At 66.2% G+C, this 20,596-nt stretch carries 19 protein-coding genes and 1 pseudogene; 12 read left to right on the top strand and 8 right to left on the bottom strand.

Features of this window, described 5'->3' with window-relative positions:
* The first annotated feature begins 38 nt into the window (after positions 1 to 38).
* The 5 genes from Q2T94_RS08175 to Q2T94_RS08195 all read left to right on the top strand — a co-directional run bounded on the left by Q2T94_RS08175 (position 39) and on the right by Q2T94_RS08195 (position 2,862).
* Positions 39 to 272 carry a hypothetical protein gene (locus Q2T94_RS08175; protein WP_264271081.1) on the top strand — a complete coding sequence of 78 codons (234 nt, stop codon included), beginning with the start codon at positions 39 to 41 and terminating at the stop codon, positions 270 to 272.
* A gap of 371 nt (positions 273 to 643) precedes the next feature.
* A complete protein-coding gene (locus Q2T94_RS08180) occupies positions 644 to 1,162 on the top strand; it encodes an alternate-type signal peptide domain-containing protein (protein ID WP_302263618.1) in 519 nt (172 codons plus the stop codon).
* Positions 1,163 to 1,199: 37 nt separating this feature from the next.
* On the top strand, positions 1,200 to 1,742 hold the full coding sequence (locus Q2T94_RS08185) for a SipW-dependent-type signal peptide-containing protein (RefSeq protein ID WP_302263619.1): 543 nt from the start codon (positions 1,200 to 1,202) through the stop codon (positions 1,740 to 1,742).
* 29 nt (positions 1,743 to 1,771) lie between these two features.
* Complete coding sequence (locus Q2T94_RS08190) at positions 1,772 to 2,374, top strand: signal peptidase I (RefSeq protein WP_302263620.1); 603 nt, start codon at positions 1,772 to 1,774, stop codon at positions 2,372 to 2,374.
* Positions 2,371 to 2,862 (top strand): hypothetical protein, encoded by a 492-nt coding sequence (locus Q2T94_RS08195; RefSeq protein WP_302263621.1) that lies wholly within the window; start codon positions 2,371 to 2,373, stop codon positions 2,860 to 2,862. Before Q2T94_RS08190 ends, Q2T94_RS08195 begins: the two co-directional genes overlap by 4 nt.
* Positions 2,863 to 2,870: 8 nt before the next feature.
* Here the strand turns inward: Q2T94_RS08195 and Q2T94_RS08200 are convergent, their stop codons facing one another.
* Positions 2,871 to 5,258: an ATP-binding cassette domain-containing protein gene (locus Q2T94_RS08200; RefSeq protein WP_302263622.1), complete on the bottom strand. Its 2,388-nt coding sequence runs from the start codon at positions 5,256 to 5,258 to the stop codon at positions 2,871 to 2,873.
* A gap of 241 nt (positions 5,259 to 5,499) precedes the next feature.
* On the opposite strand from Q2T94_RS08200, the pseudogene Q2T94_RS08205 reads away from it, so the two are divergent.
* Positions 5,500 to 5,929, top strand: a pseudogene (locus tag Q2T94_RS08205) (ATP-binding cassette domain-containing protein); the annotation flags it as partial.
* 655 nt (positions 5,930 to 6,584) lie between these two features.
* On the opposite strand, the gene pyk reads toward Q2T94_RS08205, so the two are convergent.
* From pyk to thiE, 6 genes are all read right to left on the bottom strand, one after another.
* The gene (gene pyk / locus Q2T94_RS08210) at positions 6,585 to 8,003 is read right to left on the bottom strand and encodes a pyruvate kinase (RefSeq protein WP_302263623.1); all 1,419 of its coding nucleotides are present in this window, start codon (positions 8,001 to 8,003) and stop codon (positions 6,585 to 6,587) included.
* Complete coding sequence (locus tag Q2T94_RS08215; protein WP_302263624.1) at positions 8,000 to 9,142, bottom strand: glycerate kinase; 1,143 nt, start codon at positions 9,140 to 9,142, stop codon at positions 8,000 to 8,002. Before Q2T94_RS08215 ends, pyk begins: the two co-directional genes overlap by 4 nt.
* Positions 9,139 to 10,557 (bottom strand): C4-dicarboxylate transporter DctA, encoded by a 1,419-nt coding sequence (gene dctA, locus Q2T94_RS08220; protein WP_302263625.1) that lies wholly within the window; start codon positions 10,555 to 10,557, stop codon positions 9,139 to 9,141. The genes Q2T94_RS08215 and dctA overlap by 4 nt, the downstream gene beginning before the upstream one ends.
* 165 nt (positions 10,558 to 10,722) lie before the next feature.
* Positions 10,723 to 11,820: a tartrate dehydrogenase gene (locus Q2T94_RS08225; protein ID WP_302263626.1), complete on the bottom strand. Its 1,098-nt coding sequence runs from the start codon at positions 11,818 to 11,820 to the stop codon at positions 10,723 to 10,725.
* A gap of 113 nt (positions 11,821 to 11,933) precedes the next feature.
* Positions 11,934 to 12,839 (bottom strand): LysR family transcriptional regulator, encoded by a 906-nt coding sequence (locus tag Q2T94_RS08230; RefSeq protein WP_302263627.1) that lies wholly within the window; start codon positions 12,837 to 12,839, stop codon positions 11,934 to 11,936.
* A 292-nt stretch (positions 12,840 to 13,131) separates the two neighbouring features.
* Positions 13,132 to 13,812 carry a thiamine phosphate synthase gene (gene thiE / locus Q2T94_RS08235; RefSeq protein WP_302263628.1) on the bottom strand — a complete coding sequence of 227 codons (681 nt, stop codon included), beginning with the start codon at positions 13,810 to 13,812 and terminating at the stop codon, positions 13,132 to 13,134.
* Between the two features lie 143 nt (positions 13,813 to 13,955).
* Here thiE and thiO point away from each other — a divergent pair, with 143 nt between their 5' ends.
* From thiO to Q2T94_RS08265, 6 genes are all read left to right on the top strand, one after another.
* Complete coding sequence (gene thiO, locus Q2T94_RS08240) at positions 13,956 to 15,188, top strand: glycine oxidase ThiO (protein ID WP_302263629.1); 1,233 nt, start codon at positions 13,956 to 13,958, stop codon at positions 15,186 to 15,188.
* Complete coding sequence (gene thiS, locus Q2T94_RS08245; RefSeq protein WP_302263630.1) at positions 15,185 to 15,424, top strand: sulfur carrier protein ThiS; 240 nt, start codon at positions 15,185 to 15,187, stop codon at positions 15,422 to 15,424. Before thiO ends, thiS begins: the two co-directional genes overlap by 4 nt.
* A gap of 52 nt (positions 15,425 to 15,476) precedes the next feature.
* Positions 15,477 to 16,280 (top strand): thiazole synthase, encoded by an 804-nt coding sequence (locus Q2T94_RS08250; RefSeq protein ID WP_302263631.1) that lies wholly within the window; start codon positions 15,477 to 15,479, stop codon positions 16,278 to 16,280.
* Between the two features lie 24 nt (positions 16,281 to 16,304).
* The gene (locus tag Q2T94_RS08255) at positions 16,305 to 16,985 is read left to right on the top strand and encodes a 4a-hydroxytetrahydrobiopterin dehydratase (protein ID WP_302263632.1); all 681 of its coding nucleotides are present in this window, start codon (positions 16,305 to 16,307) and stop codon (positions 16,983 to 16,985) included.
* A 117-nt stretch (positions 16,986 to 17,102) separates the two neighbouring features.
* Positions 17,103 to 18,284 carry a molybdopterin-synthase adenylyltransferase MoeB gene (gene moeB / locus Q2T94_RS08260; protein WP_436836824.1) on the top strand — a complete coding sequence of 394 codons (1,182 nt, stop codon included), beginning with the start codon at positions 17,103 to 17,105 and terminating at the stop codon, positions 18,282 to 18,284.
* 61 nt (positions 18,285 to 18,345) lie between these two features.
* A complete protein-coding gene (locus Q2T94_RS08265; RefSeq protein ID WP_302263633.1) occupies positions 18,346 to 19,479 on the top strand; it encodes a PQQ-dependent sugar dehydrogenase in 1,134 nt (377 codons plus the stop codon).
* A 42-nt stretch (positions 19,480 to 19,521) separates the two neighbouring features.
* Here Q2T94_RS08265 and Q2T94_RS08270 read toward each other — a convergent pair whose 3' ends face one another.
* Entirely contained in the window at positions 19,522 to 20,565 is a 1,044-nt protein-coding gene (locus Q2T94_RS08270; protein WP_302263634.1) for an NAD(P)-dependent alcohol dehydrogenase, read from the bottom strand.
* Between the last annotated feature and the right edge of the window lie 31 nt (positions 20,566 to 20,596).

The raw sequence follows: 20,596 nt of genomic DNA on the forward strand, positions 1-20,596 counted from the left end.
AATCGGGTTGTTGTCCCACAGAAAGTGACTGGAAACCCATGAGTGACAAGAAATTGCCCATCGTCGAGGACACCACGGGATTGAGCCTCACCTACCGCGTTCTGTGGCGCCTGCAGTTCCTGGGATTCACCGTCCTTGGCCCCGCGGACCAATTGCCGCACCGCGATCCGCGCGAACGGTTGAAGCGCGACCGTGCCCGCAAGGTGTTGCGCGCCCACGAAGCGGCCGGAACCCAGGCGCCCGATGAGGTAATTGCGGCAGCAAACCGCTGATCCAGTGGCGCCCGGCCCTTCCATCGTTGTGAAAAGGCAATGTCTCCCTAGGGGGCATGGCCTTTTGACGAAGAGATGGGTTGTACCCTCTGTAGGCGCGTGATGCATTGAGGGAAACTGCCGTGCGAACAAGCATGGCCAGGTGTATCCCCTGGTTTGGCGCAAGGACTTGTGGCTGGCGTTGAGGAAACACGCCAACGATCAAGGTTCCCGCAAGAACGGCCAAAGCAAGCCTTGAGTCGATTGCGGAAAGCTTGGAGGAAGCCTGCCGAAAAATCCATCTCCATCTTGTGGTTCGACCTGCACAGTAGGTGTTGCACCGGTCGCTGGGTCCGGCGCAGGACTTGTGGAGGACCAACACGACGAACAAGATGACGAAGGGCGCTCTTGCGACCGGCCTCGGCGTGGCACTGCTGCTGGGAGGCGGTGGAACGCTCGCAGTGTGGAACAAATCAGTGGCCGAGCCGGCAGGAACCATTGTCTCCGGCGATCTTGACCTGACTGCGGGCGTCGGAACCTGGACCAATGACGCCGGCACCGCGATCGAACTGGATTCCTACAAGGTCGTCCCGGGCGACGAGCTGCACTTCTCGCAGCCTGTCACCGTGGCGCTTGATGGCGACTTGATGAGCGCGTCGCTCACGCTGACGAACAATCTGGCCGGATCCGAGTTCGCCTCCTACCTCGAGGTCGGCAGCGCGACCCTGAAAAATTCAAGCGGAACCCCCGTCATCGCGCCCCTTGACGCCAACTCGGACGGTGAATACACCGCAACTGTCAGCGTGACATTCCTGGAAGCAACCACCGGCACCGAGGGCGCCAAGGCCAGCAATGCACTGGGAACCATCGGTTTCAAGCTGGAACAGATCGCGCCGGTCAGCACGCCATAGCGCCACCGCTGAAATCTTGACCCACGAGGAGCACAGCATGGGCACGAAAACGACGCTGAGGATGGTTGCGATCTTGGGGGCCGCAACCATCCTGGCGCTGTTTACGGTGCAGGGAACCCTTGCCGCGTGGAACCAAACGGAAACATCGACACGCCAGATCGTGACCGGTGCCGACTTCTCGTTGGCCGTTAAGACATCCGGGGGCACGGCACAACAGCTCTCGGTTTCGGGACAAACCGTGACGATTCCCGGGGTCACCGGGCTACTGCCCGGAGCGACCCGCACCACCGCCGTCACACTCACCAATTCGAGCAACGCCGGCAGCGGGACGTTCCGCATCAGAGTGGATCCGGGACTGCCAAAGGCAACAGGTGCGCTCGCGCCCTATCTCACCACCGACCTCTACAGGGTCCAGGGCGCCGATTGCTCGGTGATCCGCGTGTCAACGGCAGTGGAGCTGGGACAGGGCCAAAGTGGCACGCTCTGCCTGACAGTCGCGCTGGCGGCCAATGCCCCGGCAACCCTTGGGGGAGCGGTTGCCGGCGTTGGCTTCAACCTCAACGCCACCCAACTCCAGTAAACCCACCTCCCAGAAAGGTATGGTCCCCCATGTCCCGGCATACGGCAGCACATTCATCCTTCGCCCGCCAGGCACTTGGCCGGGCCGGGACCGCCGTCAGTTTCGTCGCCCTGGTTGCTGCCTCGTTGGCAGCATTGGTGCTCATCGTGGTCCCCGCACTCACGGGGTCGCAGGCCTATTCGGTGCTGACCAGCTCCATGCTGCCGAACTATGGACCGGGAACGCTGCTGGTCGTCAAACCCGCCCCGTTTGAATCGTTGAACGTCGGCGACGTGGTGACCTACCAGCTTGAATCTGGCCGCCCGGAAGTCATCACCCACCGCATCGAATCACTCGCCGCGGACCAGTCGGGCATGCGCACGCTGGTCACCCGGGGAGACAACAACGATGTTGCCGATGAAACCCCTGTCACCGAGGTGCAGATGCGCGGGAAGCTGTTCTACGCGGTGCCGTACGCAGGATTCGCGGCCAATTGGCTAGGCAACCACGACCGCGGACTGGTGGGCAACCTTGCTGCAGCCGGGCTGATTGGCTACGGTGCCATCACCATGATCCGCGGACTTCTCGCACGGCGGCGTGCCGCGGCGACCCCCGGCCAGGACGACGAGGCCTCCCGACAGGTGTCGGCGTGAGCGCGCGCGGCACCCGCGAGCGGTCCGGTTCGTGGCGCATCGCGGCGATTGTCTACGGCGTCATCGTGGTCCTTGGGCTCGGCGCCACCGGAGCACAGGCACTGTGGACGCTGAACGGGTCGGTGGCCTCCACCGTGGTTGCCGGCGCGTGGGCACCGCAGGGCGTCAACCCCGCAACCGTGACCTGTACCCGCAAGGACGGGCCGCTGTTGGGCGATTCATACTCCGATCTGACCCTGAAATGGGGCGCAGTCGACGCCACCGGATACACGGTGCAAGCCGTGCGGAACTCGGTCACGACCACAAAAACCACATCGAACACAACGGCAACCTTGCGCCTGGACGGCGCGGCCCTGCTGGGCACCTACGTGTATGCCGTGACAATCACGCCCACGGCCTCGGGGCTTAGCGGCGCGCCGGCGCGCGTCACGGCGGAGCTGTCCAAGGTCCTGCTCGTGACCAGCGTGAAGTGCACCCCGGCCTCGTAGCGGGACGGCTACGCTCCGACGTAGGCTCCCAGGTGCTTGCCGGTCAGCGTGGAACCATCGGCCACCAGCTCCGCAGGGGTCCCCTCGAAAACGATGGTGCCCCCGTCGTGGCCCGCGCCCGGACCGATGTCGATGATCCAGTCGGCGTGGGCCATGACCGCCTGGTGGTGCTCGATCACGATGACCGACTTGTCCGACTCCACCAGCTTGTCCAGCAGGCCCAGCAGCTGCTGGACGTCGGCCAGGTGCAGACCTGTGGTCGGCTCGTCCAGGATGAGGATGCCGCCGGATTCTCCCATGTGGGTGGCCAGCTTGAGGCGTTGGCGTTCGCCGCCCGAGAGTGTGGTCAGCGGCTGGCCGATGCCCAAGTAGCCCAGGCCCACGTCCGAGAGCCGGGAGAGGATCTTATGTGCTGCCGGCAGCTTCGCCTCGCCGGCGGCGAAGAATTCCTCGGCTTGCGCCACCGACATCGCCAGCACCTCGGAGATGTCCTTGCCGCCCAGGTGGTAGTCGAGCACCATCGCGTCGAAGCGCTTGCCCTCGCACTCCTCGCAGGTGCTGGAGACCCCGGCCATCATGCCCAGATCGGTGTAGATGACCCCGGCGCCGTTGCAGGTGGGGCAGGCGCCCTCGGAATTCGCGCTGAACAGCGCCGGCTTCACGCCGTTGGCCTTCGCGAAGGCCTTCCGAATGGGCTCCAGAAGCCCGGTGTACGTGGCCGGGTTGGAGCGCCGCGAGCCCTTGATGGAACCCTGGTCGATGCTGATGACGCCCTCGCGCCCGGCCACCGAACCGGTGACCAGCGAGCTTTTTCCGGACCCGGCGACGCCGGTGAGCACCGTGAGCACGCCGAGGGGGATGTCCACGTCGACGTTCTTCAGGTTGTTGGTGTTGGCGCCGCGCACCTGAAGCGCCGAGGTGGAAGTGCGCACGGTCTCCTTCAGCGTCGCCCGGTCATCCAGGTGGCGCCCGGTAATGGTGTCGCTGGAGCGCAGGCCCTGCACGCTGCCCTCGTACATGATCTGCCCGCCGGCGGTGCCTGCCTTCGGGCCTAGGTCAACGACGTGGTCGGCGATGGCAATGGCCTCGGGCTTGTGCTCGACGACCAGCACGGTGTTTCCCTTGTCGCGCAGGGCAAGCAGCAGCTCGTTCATCTTGTCGATGTCGTGCGGGTGCAGCCCGATGGTCGGCTCGTCGAAGACGTAGGTGACGTCGGTGAGCGAGGAACCCAAGTGGCGGATCATCTTGGTGCGCTGCGCCTCGCCGCCCGAAAGCGTACCGGAGGGACGGTCAAGGGAGAGGTAGCCCAGCCCGATGTCGACGAAGGAATCCAGCGTGTCGCCCAGGGCGCCGAGCAGCGGGGCGACCGAGGGTTCGCGCAACGAGCGGACCCACGCTGCCAGGTCGCTGATCTGCATGGCGCAGGCGTCGGCGATCGACTTCCCGTCGATCTTCGAGTTTCGGGCGTGCTCAGCCAGGCGCGTACCGCCGCACTCGGGGCAGGCGGTGAACGTAATGGCGCGCTCCACGAAGGCGCGGATGTGCGGCTGCATGGCTTCGACGTCCTTGGCCAGGAAGGACTTCTGCATCTTGGGGATGATGCCTTCGTAGGTGAGGTTGATGCCCTCGACCTTGATCTTGGTGGGCTCCCGGTACAGCAAGTCATGCATTTCGGTCTTGGTGAATTTGGCCAGCTTCTTGTCCATGTCGAAGTAGCCGGAGCCCGAGAAAATGCGCCCGTACCAGCCGTCCATGGAGTATCCGGGAACGGTCAGCGCGCCCTCGGACAGGGATTTTTCGGCGTCGAAGAGTGCCGTGAGGTCGAAGTCGTTGACCTTCCCGCGGCCCTCGCACTCCGGGCACATGCCGCCGGTGATTGAGAAGCTGCGCCGCTCCTTGATCTTCTTGCCGCCCTTTTCGAGGGTGACGGCGCCGGCGCCGGAGACCGAGGGGACGTTGAAGGAGTACGCCTGCGGGGAGCCGATGTGGGGTTGTGCCAGCCGCGAGAAAACGATGCGCAGCATCGCGTTGGCGTCGGTGACCGTGCCGACGGTGGAGCGCGGGTTGGAGCCCAGGCGTTCCTGGTCCACCAGGATCGCGGTGGTCAGCCCCTCGAGCGTGTCGACCTCGGGGCGGGCCAGGGTGGGCATGAAGCCCTGTACGAACGCGGAGTACGTCTCGTTGATCATGCGCTGGGACTCGGCGGCAATGGTGCCGAAGACCAGCGAGGACTTGCCGGATCCGGAGACGCCGGTGAACACCGTGAGGCGGCGCTTGGGGATCTCGACGCTGATGTCCTTGAGGTTGTTCACCCGCGCGCCACGCACGCGGATCACCTCGTGGCTGTCCGCGGCGTGCACCGATGCGGGCCTGTTGGTGGTCATCTCGCTGGTCATCGCTTTTCCCCTTCGTGCCGTTTCCGCGTGGGCGGAACTCCCGTGCCTACACTATCGCCCCGATGCCGGCGTAGGCTTCTTGGAAACTGCCAGGCTTTCTCGCGCGCCTGGAGCGCGGGGACAAAGTGCCCTTGTGGTCCGCCGCGCACGCGACTCGCTTCGGAAAATGTCCGGTTCCGCAAATCACCGCGTGGCCATGCCCCAGCCCAGAAGGCGCAGCGGGAATATGCTGTTGCGCCTGCGGCTCGGGGCCACCGAGGAAGAGATCATTGACGCGGCCACCGCGACCTACGTGGGCAGGTTCGTCTGCTCGCTGCCCGAAGGTTATGACACGGTGCTCGCCGCAGAGGCCGAGAACGTCAGCGCGGGCGAGCGGCAGCTGATCACCATCGCCCGCGCGTTCCTGGCCAGACCCAGCGTGCTGATCCTGGACGAGGCCACCAGCTCGGTGGACACCCGCACCGAGGTGCTGGTGCAGGAGGCCGTGGCCGCGCTGCGCGGTGACCGCGCACCGGCTCTCCACGATCCGCGACGCCGACCTGATCCTGGTGATGGACGCCTGGCGGATCGTCGAACAGGGGAGCCAGGGGGAAATGCTGGCTGCCGGCGGCGCCTACAACGTGCAGTTTGCGCTTCCGGTCGATAACGGGCTGCGGCCCCCGGTCCGGTGACAAATAACTTCCCGGGAAAGCCTATCCGTGAACTCCTTACCTGTATCGCCGTATTCAGTCATGACCAAAAACCGATTGGATCATGACACGAATCAGTTGCTTTCCGTGTGGCTAGGCGTGCGGGCGATCGCTACGGAACTCGCGTGGGAGAAACAGATCGAATACGTGGCGTACGCAGAAGAGGTCCGCTGACTGGTTTCCAAGAGGTCGCCCGCAAGTTCCCCGCCTCTCGGTCGCTAATCGAGCTGGAGCGGTTCTGCGGCACTCAGGATGATTTCAACCCAGAGCGGGACTGGAGGAGTGGGTTTGCCAATGGAGGGGTGGCTATCGGAACTTGGGACTCGAACATTAGCTGCGACACACTATTAGGGTCCGGCCGTGATGGCTCCCGAGATCCCGTAATTGTCCAGACGATGTCTGGACAATTACGGGTATCGGCTTGGTGCCTCCAGCCCGGGACAAGCCGTGACCGGAAGTGAGTCCGTTCATCAGGTCGATCATTTCGAGGTGTTGGCGGCGGTGAAGGACCAGGTGCGTCCGGGGCCGAGCGAAATATGCACCAGGACGTGGCGTCGTTGCCCCGGGCGCGCCTTCCCGGTGGTTGCAAGGCGAGCACGAGCTGTCCGTTTCGCAAGGCGATCCGGAAACCGCCTCCTCAGCTATCCGCTCTGGCCACGCGGTGGACCTTGATGGAGTTGGTGGACCCGGGGATTCCCGGGGGTGAACCGCTGGTGATGACGACCAGGTCCCCGGGTGCGGCCAGGCCGTTGGCCCGCAGCTTCTCGTCCACCTGCCCGATCATGGCGTCGGTGTGCTCCACGGGTGGAACCCGGTGGGCGGTGACGCCCCAGGCCAGAACCATGGTGTTCAACACTGCAGTGGATGGCGTGAACGCGTGAACCGGCCGGGCCGGACGCAGTCGGGAGAGCCTTCGTGCCGAATCCCCGGTCTGCGTGAACGTGGCGATACAGGTGGCGCCGAGCTGGTTGGCGATCTCGACGGCGGCCCGGGTGACGGATCCACCCTGGGTCTTGGGCACGGTGCCCAGCGGGGGCACGCGCTCGAGCCCGTGGTCCTCGGTGGATTCAATGATCCTGGCCATGGTGCGGATCGTTTCGACCGGGTATTTGCCCACGCTGGTTTCCCCCGAAAGCATGACCGCATCGGCACCGTCCAGCACGGCGTTGGCGCAGTCCGAAGCCTCGGCCCGGGTGGGAGTTGGGGACTCGATCATGGACTCGAGCACCTGGGTGGCTACGATCACCGGCTTGGCCCGTCGGCGGGCCAGCTCGATGGCGCGTTTTTGCACCAGGGGAACCTCCTCCAGTGGCAGCTCCACGCCGAGGTCGCCGCGGGCCACCATGATGGCGTCGAAGGCGTCGATAATTTCCTCGAGCGCGTCAACGGCCTGGGGTTTTTCGATCTTGGCGATGACGGGGGTGCGTCGGCCTTCCTCGTCCATGATTTCGTGGACCCGTTGTATGTCGGCCGCATCCCGCACGAAGGACAACGCGACCATGTCGACTCCCGTGCGCAGCGCCCAACGGAGATCCAGCTCGTCCTTGGCGGTGAGCGCGGGGATGCTGACGGCCACGCCGGGAAGATTGATGCCCTTGTTGTTGGAGACCAGGCCGGCCACCACGACTTCGGTCACCACGTCGGTGTCGGTGACCGAGAGGGCGCGCAGGGCGACCTTTCCGTCATCGATCAGCAGGATGTCGCCGGGATTCACATCGCCGGGCAATCCCTTGAAGGTGGTGGAGCAGATCTCGGCGGTTCCCACGACGTCACGGATCGTGATCGTGAAACGTTCCCCGGCGGCCAATGCGTGGGGTCCCTCGGCGAAGCGGCCGAGGCGGATCTTCGGGCCTTGGAGGTCGGCAAAGATCCCCACTGGCCGGTTCGATTCCTGTGCGGCCTTGCGCACATTGAGGTATGTCTGCTCGTGCACGTCGTGCTCTCCGTGGCTCATGTTCAACCGGGCAATGTCGACACCCGCTTCCAGGACAGCGAGTGTGGCAGCGTAGCTGCCGATGGCGGGACCGAACGTGGCAACGATCTTGGCGCGTCTCATGAGTGAATGCTGTCCTTGCGCGGTGTAAGGGTGGCGGATATTTGTTTTCCGAGCTCCGTCAACAAAGCCGCCGAAAGCTCGGCGTCGCTGGAACTATCCAGGGCGGTCATCGAGCTCAGCGAGTGGATGGCGGAGATGCGGTTCTCGGGCAGCGAACCGACGCCCAGGGCGTTGTGGCCGACCACCGCAACGACCGGGACCGGCGCGGCGCGGCGGGCCACCACCACAGGCAGTTTTCCGGCCAGCGTCTGAGTGTCGAGCTTTCCTTCGCCCGTGATGACCAAGTCGCAGTCGGCCAGTGCCGTCTCGAAGCCAAGCAGGTCCAGAAAGAAGTCCGCACCGGACACCATGCGTGCGCCTAGCAGCATTGCGGCGAAGCCGATTCCGCCGGCGCTGCCCGCCCCGGGGGCCAAGGCGCAGGCGCTCCCCGGCAACCCAGCCTCGTCGAGTTTCCGGACCAAGTGGGCCAGTCCTGCCTCGAGCAACTGCACGTCCTGTGCGGTGGCGCCCTTTTGCGGCCCGTACACGGCCGCGGCCCCGTCTGGACCCATTAGAGGATTCTGCACGTCGTTGGCGGCGACCAGGTCTATTCCTGCCAGGGGGAGCATGCCTGAGGCTTCGAGGTAGGCGATGTTCTTCAGGGTGCCGCCGGAAGGGACGAATGACCGCCCCGATTCGTCGAAAAAGCACATCCCCAGCGACGAGAGCATGCCCGCACCGCCGTCGGTCGTGGCGCTGCCGCCCAGGGCCAGAACCACCTGCTTAGGCCCGTGGCCCAGGGCTGTGGCGATCCCCTGTCCGAAGCCGTCGCTGCTGCTGGACAGCGGGGCCAGTGTCCCGGGGGCGAGCATCTGCAGGCCCGAGGTGGTGGCGACCTCAACGACGGCGGCGGATCCGTTGAAGGCCAGCGTGGTGATGGCCGGTGAACCGTCGGGCCCGCGCACGTGCGCCGGTAGGGGCCTGAAGCCTGCGGCCAGTGCAGCCTCGATGCTTCCGTCCCCGCCGTCGGCCAGCGGGAGGACGCGGCATTCGACGTGGCGTCCGACGGGGCCGGTTCCCAGTCCGGCCGCCAGGGCGTCGGCCGCCTCGGCGGCGCTGAGCGATCCCTTGAACTTGTCCAGGGCCAGCAAGATCTTCATCGTGCTGCCGCCCCCACCAGAGTCTCGTTCGTTGTTGCCGGTCCATTCACCGAGGGAGGTTCCGTGGCATCCGAGGCCTCCGGCCCGCCGGTGTCGGCGTCCCCGGATTCAAGCGGCGGGACGTCCTCGCCGTTGAAGACCCGGCGGACCCGATCGATGTCCAGTGACTTGTCCCACCAGGCGATGAAGAGGGTGGCCACCGCGTTGCCGCAGAAGTTGACCAGGGCGCGGCACTCGGACATGAACTTGTCGATGCCGAAGATCAGCATGATGCCCGCCGCGGGGATGGTGCCCAGGGTGCTCAGGGTTGCGGTCAGGGCGATGAACCCGCCGCCGGCAACGCCGGCCGCGCCCTTGGAGGTCAGCAGCATGACCGCGAGCATGCCCAACTGCTGCCCGACGGTCAGCTCGGTGTTGGTGGCCTGCGCGATGTAGACCGCGGCCAGCGAGAGGTAGATCGCCGCACCGTCGAGGTTGAAGCTGTAGCCGGTGGGAACCACCAGTCCGACGGTCTCCTTCTTGACGCCCGCGTGCTCCAGCTTCCGCATCAGCCCGGGCAGCGCCGGTTCGGCCGTCGAAGTGCCCAGGATCAGCAGGAGCTCCTCCTTGAAGTGCTTGAACATCTTGAAGATGTTCAACCCCAGGAAGGCCATGATCCCGCCGAGGAACACGATAACGAAGATGATTGAGGTGCCGTAGAAAAGCAGGATCAGCCACCCGAGGCTGGAGAGCGTCTCCACGCCGTACTTGCCCACCGCGAAGGCCATGGCGCCAAACGCGCCCAGCGGAGCCGCCTTCATGATGAAGTTCAGGACCTTGAAGACGATGGCGGTCAGCCGCTGGACCATGTCCAGGACCGGGGCGCCGATCTTGCCCACCGCATTGAGGGCGATGCCGAAGATGACGGCCATGAAGATGATCTGCAGGATGTCGCCCTCGACGAAGGGGGCGGCCATGGATCCGGGAATGATGTGGGTGAGGAATTCCCACCATTGCTGGTTCTCGCCCTTTTCGATCAATTCGGCGGCCTTGCCGGTGGTTTCGATCTGGCTTGCGTCGGCGTTCACGCCGTCTCCCAAACGGAAGATATTGATGGCGACCAAGCCCAACAGCATCGCGCAGATGGTGCCGATCTGGAAGTAGCCCAGCGCCTTCAGGCCGGTGGCCCCGACCTTTTTGAGGTCCGCGACGCTGGCGATGCCTCCGACGATTGTCAGGAAGACGATTGGGCCGATCAGCATCCGCATGGCCTCGACGAATGTCGTGCCGATCGGCTGCATGGCCTCGCCGGTGGATGGCGCAAGCCAACCGACGATGACGCCGGCGACGATTGCGATGAGGACCCAGAAGTACAACTGGCGGTACCAGCGCTTGCGCACAGGTCCGGTGGTCTCGCTATGCATGGTGGTGTCCATGATTCCTACCTCGTTGTTGGAACAAGTCGGGCTCCGGACTCTCACGCATGCTCGGAAGCGGGACTTGGAAAGATGGGTGGGCCGGAAACGGAAAGCGTTTCGCGGCGGGGGAGTTCCGGAGGCCGGGCGGCCGATGGCGCCCGGACTCCGGGAAGGCTCGGGATATTAGACGGCTGCCAGGTTCCTGCTCAGCGCCGCAACGATGGCCTCGGTGACGGCCTCGGTGTCCGAGGAACCCCCGATATCACGGGTGAGGTGACCTGATCCGGTCGCGGCCTCGATGGCGGCCTCGATGCGGCGGGCTTCCTCGGGCAGTCCGAAGTGGTCGAGCATCAACGCTGCGCTGGCAATGGCCCCGATGGGGTTGCAAATGCCCTGGTCGGCGATGTCCGGCGCGGTGCCGTGGACCGGTTCGAACATGGAGGGGAAGCGACGCTCCGGGTTCAGGTTGGCGCTGGCGGCGAGGCCGAGGCTGCCGGCCAGCGCCGAGCCGAGGTCTGAGAGGATGTCGGCGTTGAGGTTCGAGGCCACGACGACCGAGAGGTCTTCGGGGTTCAGGATGAACTTGGCGCTCATCGCGTCGACCAGCACGCTTTCGGTGCGCACGTCCGGGTAGTCCAGGGCCACGCGGTTGAAGACTTCGTCCCACAACACCATGCCGTACTGCTGGGCGTTGGACTTGGTGACCGAGGAAACCTTTTTCACGGTGCGGGTGCGGGCCAGGTCGAAGGCGAAGCGGATGATGCGTTCGCAGCCCTTTTCGGTGAACAGGGCGGTCTGCAGGGCGACCTCGTTGCCCGGGCCGCGGCCGGAAAGGTTGCGCCCGCCCAGTCCGGCGTATTCCCCTTCGCTGTTTTCGCGCACGACGATCCAGTCGAGCTCGGTGTCGTCGGCCTTGCGCAGTGGGGAGGTGACGCCGGGCAGGAACTTCACCGGGCGGATGTTGGCCCACTGGTCGAAGTTCTGCGTGATGTTCAGGCGCAGGCCCCAGAGGCTGATGTGGTCCGGAACGTTTTCCCAGCCCACGGCACCGAAGTAGATCGAGTCAAAGCCCTTCAGGGTCTCCAGGCCGTTGGGGTCCATCATGACCCCGTGCTCTGCGTAGTATTCGCAACCCCACGGGAATTCGGTCCAGTCGAAGGAGAACTTGCCGCCTGATTGTTCGGCGACGGTGTCCAGCACGCGTCGGCCGGCTGCGACAACTTCCTTGCCGACTCCGTCGGCGGGAATTGAGGCAATCTTGAAAATCTGGGTCTGGCTCATAAAATAACTCCTAATTGAAAGTGCTCCGCATCACATGCGGCGTTGGGTTCAATTAGATCGGGTGTCATGAGATACGTCTAAGACTGAAATTGCATACGCCAAATAGGCGGAACCTATCCAATGTGATCGTCATGGGATGCCGCGTAGTCCCGGGCCACGTCAAGGAAGGCTTTGGCTGCGGGCGTCAGGTTGGACTGCCGGCTCAGGATGGCCACATGCAGTTCTGAGACCGGCTCGATGTGCAACACCCGCAGGCCGGATTGCCGTGCCAGAGGTGCCCAGGACAGCGGCATGACCGAATGGCCCACCCCGGCCAGCACCAGCGGCAGCACCGAGGTGCGGTGCGCGACTTCGACGGCGATCTCCACCTTGATTCCGCTGGCCAGGATGTTGTCGACCAATGAGCGCATGAGCGAACCGCGCTGGGAAACCACCATCCGGTGGCCGGCCAGGTCTTGCGGGGAAATCACGTCGCGGCCACCAAAGTCATCTTCCTGCGGGTTGACGATCAGTACCAACGGTTGACGCTCCAGTTCCAGGACATCGACATCCGGGACCCTAATCGGTCGGTCCGATCCCAGAATGCCGACCTCGCTGCTACCGTCGCGCACCGAGGAGACCACATCATCCACGGTGAAGGCCGCATCCGTGCTTACCGTGATCGATGGATGCAACCGGGTGTAGGTGGCGATCATCGTGGTCAGCGGTTCCACGCCCGGGGACGGCATGGCGACCAGCTCGAGCCGGCCACTACGCACGCCCTTTACGTCAGCCATGGCCGACTGTGCCGCCTCCAGATCCCTGACCACCAACCGCGCCGGCCCCACCAAGGCCTTGCCCGCTTCGCTGAGCACCGCCCGGCGGCCCACTCGGTGGAACAGTGGGACCCCCGCTTCCTGCTCCAAGGCCTTGATCGCTTGCGACAAGGATGGCTGGGCGATGAGAAGTTTTTCGGCGGCCCGGTTGAACCCCTGATGGTCGACAACCGCCAGGAAATACCGCAATTGCCTGACATCCATGAGTGCTCCCGCCCGACCAAGACCCGCACGTGGGTCCGGCGGGTCGATTCCAACCATTATGTTCGCTGCGCATGGTCACTCGTCTTTCATGACGCTGCTCAGGCCCAGCGATACCACGGAAACCTGATTTTCAGGCAGGCCGCATGGTGGATCCGACTAATCCGTTCCCGACATGACCCGTGGCAAAAGTTCGCCTTGGTAGGAATGCCCGGTGAAATCGCCGTTTCGCACAGCACCCCCGGGTTCCGTTGTGGTCACGATAGATCCCGGGGGTGCCTTTTGCTGTCCGGGGTCAGCCGAGTTCCGGCAACCTGGAAAGCAATGCCCTGGCCGCCTCGGTCGGGTCGTCTGCGTCGGTGATCGCGCGCACCACCACGATGCGCGAGGCTCCGGCGGCGACGACCTGCTCCACGTTGGCGAGGTCGATCCCGCCGATGGCGAACCACGGCTTGGATGTTTGGAGGGCGGCGGCGTGTTCCACCATCTCCAGTCCGACGGCCGCGCGGCCGGGCTTGGTCGGGGTGGCCCACAGTGGGCCGACACAGAAGTAGTCGGTGTTGGGGTCTGCATCCGCCGCGGTGATCTGTTCGGGATCGTGGCTGGACAGCCCCACGATGGCCGAGGGGCCGAGCAAGGACCGGACACCCGGAAGCGGCAGGTCCTTTTGGCCCACGTGGAACACCGGTGCGCCGGAGAGCATCGCGAGGTCGGCGCGGTCGTTCACCGACCACAGCTTGCCGAATTCGCCGGCCACTGCGCGCAGCACATGGAGTAGTTCAAGTTCCTGACCGGCGTCCAGGTTCTTGTCGCGCAGCTGGATGATATCCACGCCGCCGGCATAGGCGGCACGCAGGAACTCGGCGAAATCCCCGCGGTCGGCCCGGGCATCGGTGCACAAGTACAGGCGTGCGGAGGCGAGGCCCGGAGCGCTTAAGACGGGGGTTGCTTCATCTTGGGTGGTGATCTGGCTCATGTCTCATAGACTAGTTCAGTACCGCGGGAGCCAGGAAAGCTGGCTGAGAGGGCGCCGATTGCGCCGACCGACAGACGCCGTCCCCACACCGGGGCGGCGTGGAACCTGATCCGGCTCATACCGGCGTAGGGAAGGAGACCTCGATGTCGTGCACCGTGCCCGACCCCCTGTCCACCGACATTGCCGTCATCGGCGGCGGAATCATCGGCCTGGGCATCGCCCTGGAAGCCCAGCGCGCCGGGCACCGGATCACGCTGATCGACCCGGACCCGGCCGCCGGTGCCACGTTCGCCGCTGCCGGCATGCTGGCCCCGGTCAGCGAGCTGCACTACCAGGAAGAGGACCTGCTTTCCCTTACCCTGGCTTCCTCCGCCCGCTGGCCCGGCTTTGCCCGGACCCTGGCCGCCGAGACCGGGCTGGACATCGGATACCGCACGACCCCCACGCTGGCCCTCGCTGCCGACGCCGCCGACCGCGCCGCGCTGGGCGACCTGCGCGAGGCACAAACCCGGCAGGGACTTCAGGTGGACCGGGTGACCACCCGGGAGGCCAGGGTGCGCGAGCCGATGCTGTCGCCGAACATTTCCGCCGCCCACTTGATCACACAGGACCACCAGGTCGACCCGCGGGCCCTGGCCAAAGCCATCCTGACGCGCCTGGCCGCCGTGGGCCGCGAACGTGACGGGACCGAACCGTCCAAGACCCTCGTCCGCGTCCGGGCGACGGGCTTGCTGCACCAGGACCCCGCCGATTCCCGCTCCCCGGTCACCGGGGTGCTGCTTGCCGACGGCACCGCGATCCATGCCCGCGAGACGATCCTCGCCAACGGCCTGGGCGCCGCGGGCTTCGAAGGGTTGCCCGAATCCCTGGTGCTTCCGCTGCGTCCGGTGCACGGGGACATCCTGCGGCTGCGCGTGCCCGCACACCTGCGCCCGCTGACCACCGCCACGCTGCGCGGGATGGTGCGCGGGGTGCCGGTATACGTGGTCCCGCGCGAGGATGACACCGTGGTCATCGGAGCGACCGCCCGCGAGGACGGCAACCTGGGGGTCAGCGCCGGGGGAGTGCACCAGCTGCTGCGCGACGCGCAGGTGCTGCTGCCCGCGGTCGCCGAGCTCGAACTCATCGAAACCACCGCCCGCGCCCGCCCCGGGACCCCCGACAACGCGCCGCTGCTCGGACGCGTGGCGGCCTGGGATGGTGCGGATGTGCCGGGTCTGCTGATCGCCACTGGATTCTTCCGCCACGGCGTGCTGCTCACGCCGGTCGCGGCCCACATCGTCCTCGAGCTGGTCGCCGGCCGCGGCGACCCCGCCTGGGACCGCTTCCGACCCGACCGGTTCTCACCGGCATTGAAACCCAAGGAGTATGCATGAGCACCATCCAACTCAACGGCGCCCCCCGGCCGCTGGCCGCAGGAACCACCCTGGCCGAACTGGTCACCGACGTCACCGGCCGCGAGCTGCTGCCCACCGGCAAGCCAGCCGACGGCGGACGTCTGGGCGTGGCCGTTGCCCGCAACTCCGGGATCGTGCCGCGCAGCCAGTGGTCGGTGACCGAGCTCGAGCAGCACGACGACATCGAGATCGTCACCGCCGTCCAGGGCGGCTAAGCACCTCCCTGCACCTCCGCCCCGCCCCCCTCTTGGAAGAAAGCGAAGGACCATGACACAAACACTCACGCAGGCCGAACCGCTGGTCATCGACGGCATCGCCCTGGGCTCACGGCTCATCATGGGCACCGGCGGCGCCCCGAGCCTGGACGGGCTGGGTGCCGCGCTGGTGGCCTCGGGCACCGAGCTGACCACGGTGGCCATGCGCCGCTACAGCGCGCCTGGGCCGGGGTCCACCGGCGGCACCAACCTCTTTGACCTCCTGCTCGAGAACAACATCCGCGTGCTGCCCAACACCGCCGGCTGCTTCACCGCCCGCGAGGCGGTCATGACCGCCGAACTGGGCCGCGAGGCGCTGGAGACCGACTGGGCCAAGCTCGAGGTGATCGCCGACGAGCACACTCTGCTGCCCGACGCGCTCGAACTCGTCGAGGCCACCGAGGCCCTGGTGGAGCGCGGCTTCAAGGTCTTCGCCTACACCAACGACGATCCGGTGCTGGCGTTGCGCCTCGAACAGCTCGGGGCCGCGGCCGTCATGCCGCTGGGCGCCCCGATCGGCACCGGGCTGGGAATCCTGAACCCGCACAACATCGAATTGATCGTCTCCCGGGCCTCGATCCCTGTCATCCTCGATGCCGGAATCGGAACCGCCTCCGATGCCGCGCTGGCCATGGAGCTGGGCTGCGACGCGGTTCTGCTGGCCTCCGCGGTGACCCGGGCACAGGATCCGGTGGCCATGGCACAGGCCTTTAGACATGCCGTCATTGGTGGCAGACTGGCGGCACAAGCAGGGCGCATCCCCAGGCGCACGCACGCCCTGGCCTCCTCCGCCATGGAGGGACGCCCGGATCTCTAGAACCGGAACCCGAAGGAGAGAACCATGCCCGCAAAAGACGTTCTGACACTCGAACAAGTCCAGGCGAATCTGCTGCAACTGCCGCAGTGGCGCTACGGAATGGGTGCACTGCGCACAGCGTTGAAGTGCGAGTCCTCGGCCTCCGCCCTGGCGCTGTTCTCCACCATCGGCGCGCTGGCCCAGGAAGCCAACCACCACCCCGACGTTGACTGGCGTTACGACACGTTATTCATCACCCTGACCTCGCACGACGCAGGAGGCAGGGTGAGTGCGCGCGATGCGGCGCTGGCCCGGTCGATCTCCGCCCAGGCGCAGAACTCCGGCGCCGTGGCCAAGCCTGAACTGCTGCGCGTGGTGGAGATCGCCATCGACACCGACGACGAGGACGCCATCTCGGAAACCTGGCGCACGGCGCTGGGCTACAAGCGGCAGATGGACGGCAGCCTGGCCGACCCCTTCGGGCGGGGACCGGCCCTGTGGTTCCAAAAGACCGCCACGCCCAACGCCAACCGTTTCCACCTGGACATCACGGTGCCGCACAGTGAAAGCTCGCCCATCCTCAGCGAGTTGGAAGCCACCGGCGCTGCCCTGGACCCCGAGGCCGCCCCCAGGTTTGTGGTGGCCACCGATGCGCAGGGCAACAGGCTATGCCTGTGCACCGAGGAAGGCCGCGAAATCGACGGCTCTCCCGTGGATGGCCAGTAGCCCCACTCCTTAAGGATCATCCCCCAAAAGCGTTTCGCGGGGATGACCAACATTGTTCTGGTTGCAAACGGCGGATCATTTTTTGTTGTCCCTTTTGTCCCCCTAAGGCAGGTTTCATTGAGTCAGACGCTCGTCGAAAACAACATGGCAATGTTGCCGCCCCTCGTGGAACCGGGGCCGCCCCTGATCGCCGAGGAACTCGAACGCTACTCCCGCCATGCCCTCATGCCGGAGATCGGGCTCGAGGGACAGCGCCGGCTGCGCAACGCCAAGGTGTTGGTCATCGGCGCCGGTGGCCTGGGATCGCCGGCATTGCTGTACCTGGCAGCCGCCGGCGTGGGAACGCTGGGAATCGTCGATGACGACACGGTGGAGCTGAGCAACTTGCAGCGCCAGGTGATCCACGGGGTCCACGACATCGGCCGCACCAAGCTTGAGTCCGCCCGCGAATCGATCGCCGCCATCAACCCCGGGGTGGAGATCGTGCTGCATCCGGTCCGGCTGGATTCGACCAATGTGCTGGAGATCTTCGCCGGCTACGACGTCATCCTTGACGGCGCGGACAACTTTGCCACGCGCTATCTGGTCAACGACGCCGCGGCGCTGATGGGCAAGCCCTACGTCTGGGGTTCGATCCTGCGCTTCGATGGACAGGTGAGCGTCTTCTGGGCGAAGCACGGCCCGAACTACCGCGATCTCTATCCGGAGCCTCCGGCGGCGGGCACCGTCCCCTCCTGCGCGGAGGGCGGTGTCTTCGGGATGCTGTGTGCCTCGATCGGGGCCATGATGGTGACCGAGGCCGTCAAGCTCATCACCGGGGTGGGCAAAACCCTGCTGGGCCGCCTGCTGGTCTTCGATGCGCTCGGAGCACGCTGGCGCGAACTGCGCATCGCCCGGGAACCGGAGGCCTCCCCGATCACCGAACTCATCGACTACGGGAGCTTCTGCGGCATCTCCGCGCCCGGTAGCCGGGGAGAGGCGGACGAGGCCCTGATCGGGGTCGGGGAGCTGGCCGACCGATTGGCCGCCAGGGATACGGGGGCAGCGGACTTCGTGCTGCTCGATGTGCGCGAGCCGGTGGAATTCGAAATCTCGCGCATCCCCGGGTCCGTGCTGGTGCCCCTCGCGGGAATCAAGGACGGATCCGCGCTGGACGGGATTCCCCGCGGCGTGCCGCTGATCCTGCACTGCAAGTCCGGGGTCCGCTCCGGACAGGCGCTCGATGCCCTGCGCTCCGCCGGCTACGGAGACGTGGTGCACCTCAGCGGCGGGATCGATGCGTGGGCAACCAGGGCTTGACCACCGCGCTCACGGGGCCGTTCGCGGTCGCACGGTCCGCATCCATTACCGGGAGAAAACCATGAAACATGTACGCGCGGCCTCGCTGTTCGCGGCCGGGCTGGGGATCGCCGTCGTGCTGGGGGCCTGCACCCCGGCGCCGCCGACCGGCCCGGACCCCTCCACGCCCCCGCCTTCCCCGTCCCTCTCCGCATCCGGGACGGCCACCTCGGCACCGCCCCGGGATCCGGCGCCGGCGGGCACCCCGCGGGCGGTGGCCACGGGCCTGCAGGCGCCTTGGTCGGTGGTGTTCCGCAACGGAACCCCGCTTCTCAGCGAACGCGACTCCGCCCGCATCCTTGAACTTGCCGAGGACGGCACGACGCGCGAGATCGGAACCGTCCCCGGCGTCCGGCACGGCGGGGAGGGCGGTCTGCTGGGCCTTGCCGTCGATCCCCGGGACCGCCTGTACGTGTACTCGACCGCGGCCGGGGGCAACCGGATCCAGCGCTTCGAGCTGACCGGTGCGCCCGGGTCGCTGGCCCTGGGCAGCCCCGAGACAATCCTGGAGGGAATCCCCGCGGCAGGCGTCCACAACGGCGGGCGCCTGGCCTTCGGCCCCGACGGGATGCTCTACGCCACGGCGGGCGACGCCTCAGAGGGCGGCAGCGCGCAGGACCTGGACTCCCTGGGCGGCAAGATCCTGCGGATGACCGCCGAGGGAGCGGTGCCACCGGACAATCCGTACCCCGACTCGCTGGTCTACAGCTACGGGCACCGCAACCCACAGGGCCTGGCCTGGGCGAAGGACGGCACCATGTTCGCCGCCGAATTCGGGCAAAACACCTGGGACGAACTGAACATCATCACTCCGGGCGCCAACTACGGCTGGCCGCGGGTCGAGGGCATCGCCGACGAGGAGGGCTTCACCAACCCCGTGCAGCAGTGGGAGCCCGGTGCCGCGAGCCCCAGCGGCATGGTGCACGTGGACGGGACGCTGTTCATCGCGAACCTGCGCGGTACGGTGCTGCGCCAGGTGCCCGTCGCCGACCCCTCCACTTCCACCGAACACTACAACGGCGAGTTCGGAAGGATCCGCGACGTGGCAGTGTCCCCGGACGGGGAACTCTGGATTCTCACCAACAACACCGACGGGCGGGGCAACCCCGGCCCCGACGACGACCGCATCCTGGGCGTTCGCCTGGACCGGGGGTAGGGATCCGCCCGCGTGCCGCCGCCGGGGGAGGCCGTGCGGAACCTAGGCCAGCGTTGCCGCGTCGATGACGAAGCGGTAGTGGACATCGGAGGCGAGCACGCGCTCGTAGGCCTTGTTGATGTCCTCGGCCGCGATGACCTCGACCTCGGCGGCGATCCGGTGCCCGGCGCAGAAGTCCAGCATTTCCTGGGTCTCGCGGATGCCGCCGATCATCGAACCGGCAAACGAGCGCCGGCCGGTAATCAGTGAAAACACGTTGACCGGCAGCGGCTCGGCCGGGGCGCCGACGTTGACCAGAGCGCCGTCAAGGGCCAGCAGCTGCAGGAAGGCGCTGATGTCGATACCGGCGCTGACGGTGTTGATGATCAGGTCGAAGGACCCGGCGAGCACCTCGAACGTCTCGGGGTTTTCCGTGGCGAAGTAGTTCTCGGCACCCAGCTTCAGACCGTCTTCCTGCTTCTTGAGCGTCCGCGACAGCACGGTGACCTCCGCGCCCATGGCATGGGCGATCTTGACCGCCATGTGCCCGAGCCCGCCGAGCCCAATCACCGCGACCTTCTTGCCAGGTCCAGCGCCCCAGCGGCGCAGCGGGGAGTAGGTGGTGATGCCGGCGCACAGCAGGGGAGCGGCGACGTCGAGTTCCAGGGCGGCGGGGATGTTCACCACGAAGTCCTCGTTCACCACCACGGCCGTGGCGTAGCCACCCTGGGTGATGGTTCCGTCGACATCCGTGGCGCCGTAGGTCCCGATGTTGCCCAACAGGCAGTACTGCTCCTCGCCGGCGCGGCAGTGGACGCATTCGCGGCAGGAGTTGACCATGCAGCCAACGCCCACGCGGTCGCCCACGGCGTGCCGGGTGACCGCGGCTCCGACCTCGGTGACGATTCCGGCGATCTCGTGGCCCGGGACCAGCGGGTACTGCTGGGGGCCCCATTCCCCGCGCACGGTGTGAATGTCCGAGTGGCAGATCCCGGAGTACTTGATACCGATCAGCACATCGTGCGCCCCGACCTCGCGGCGGTCGATGAGGGTGGGAACGAGGTCTTCCGTGGTGGACGGTGCGGCGTAGGCGTTGACTTGAAGCATGGTTCTCCGTGTTGCGATAGGAAGGTTTCAC

Source organism: Paeniglutamicibacter sulfureus (assembly GCF_030512175.1).
GTDB classification, from domain to species: Bacteria; Actinomycetota; Actinomycetes; order Actinomycetales; family Micrococcaceae; genus Paeniglutamicibacter; species Paeniglutamicibacter sulfureus.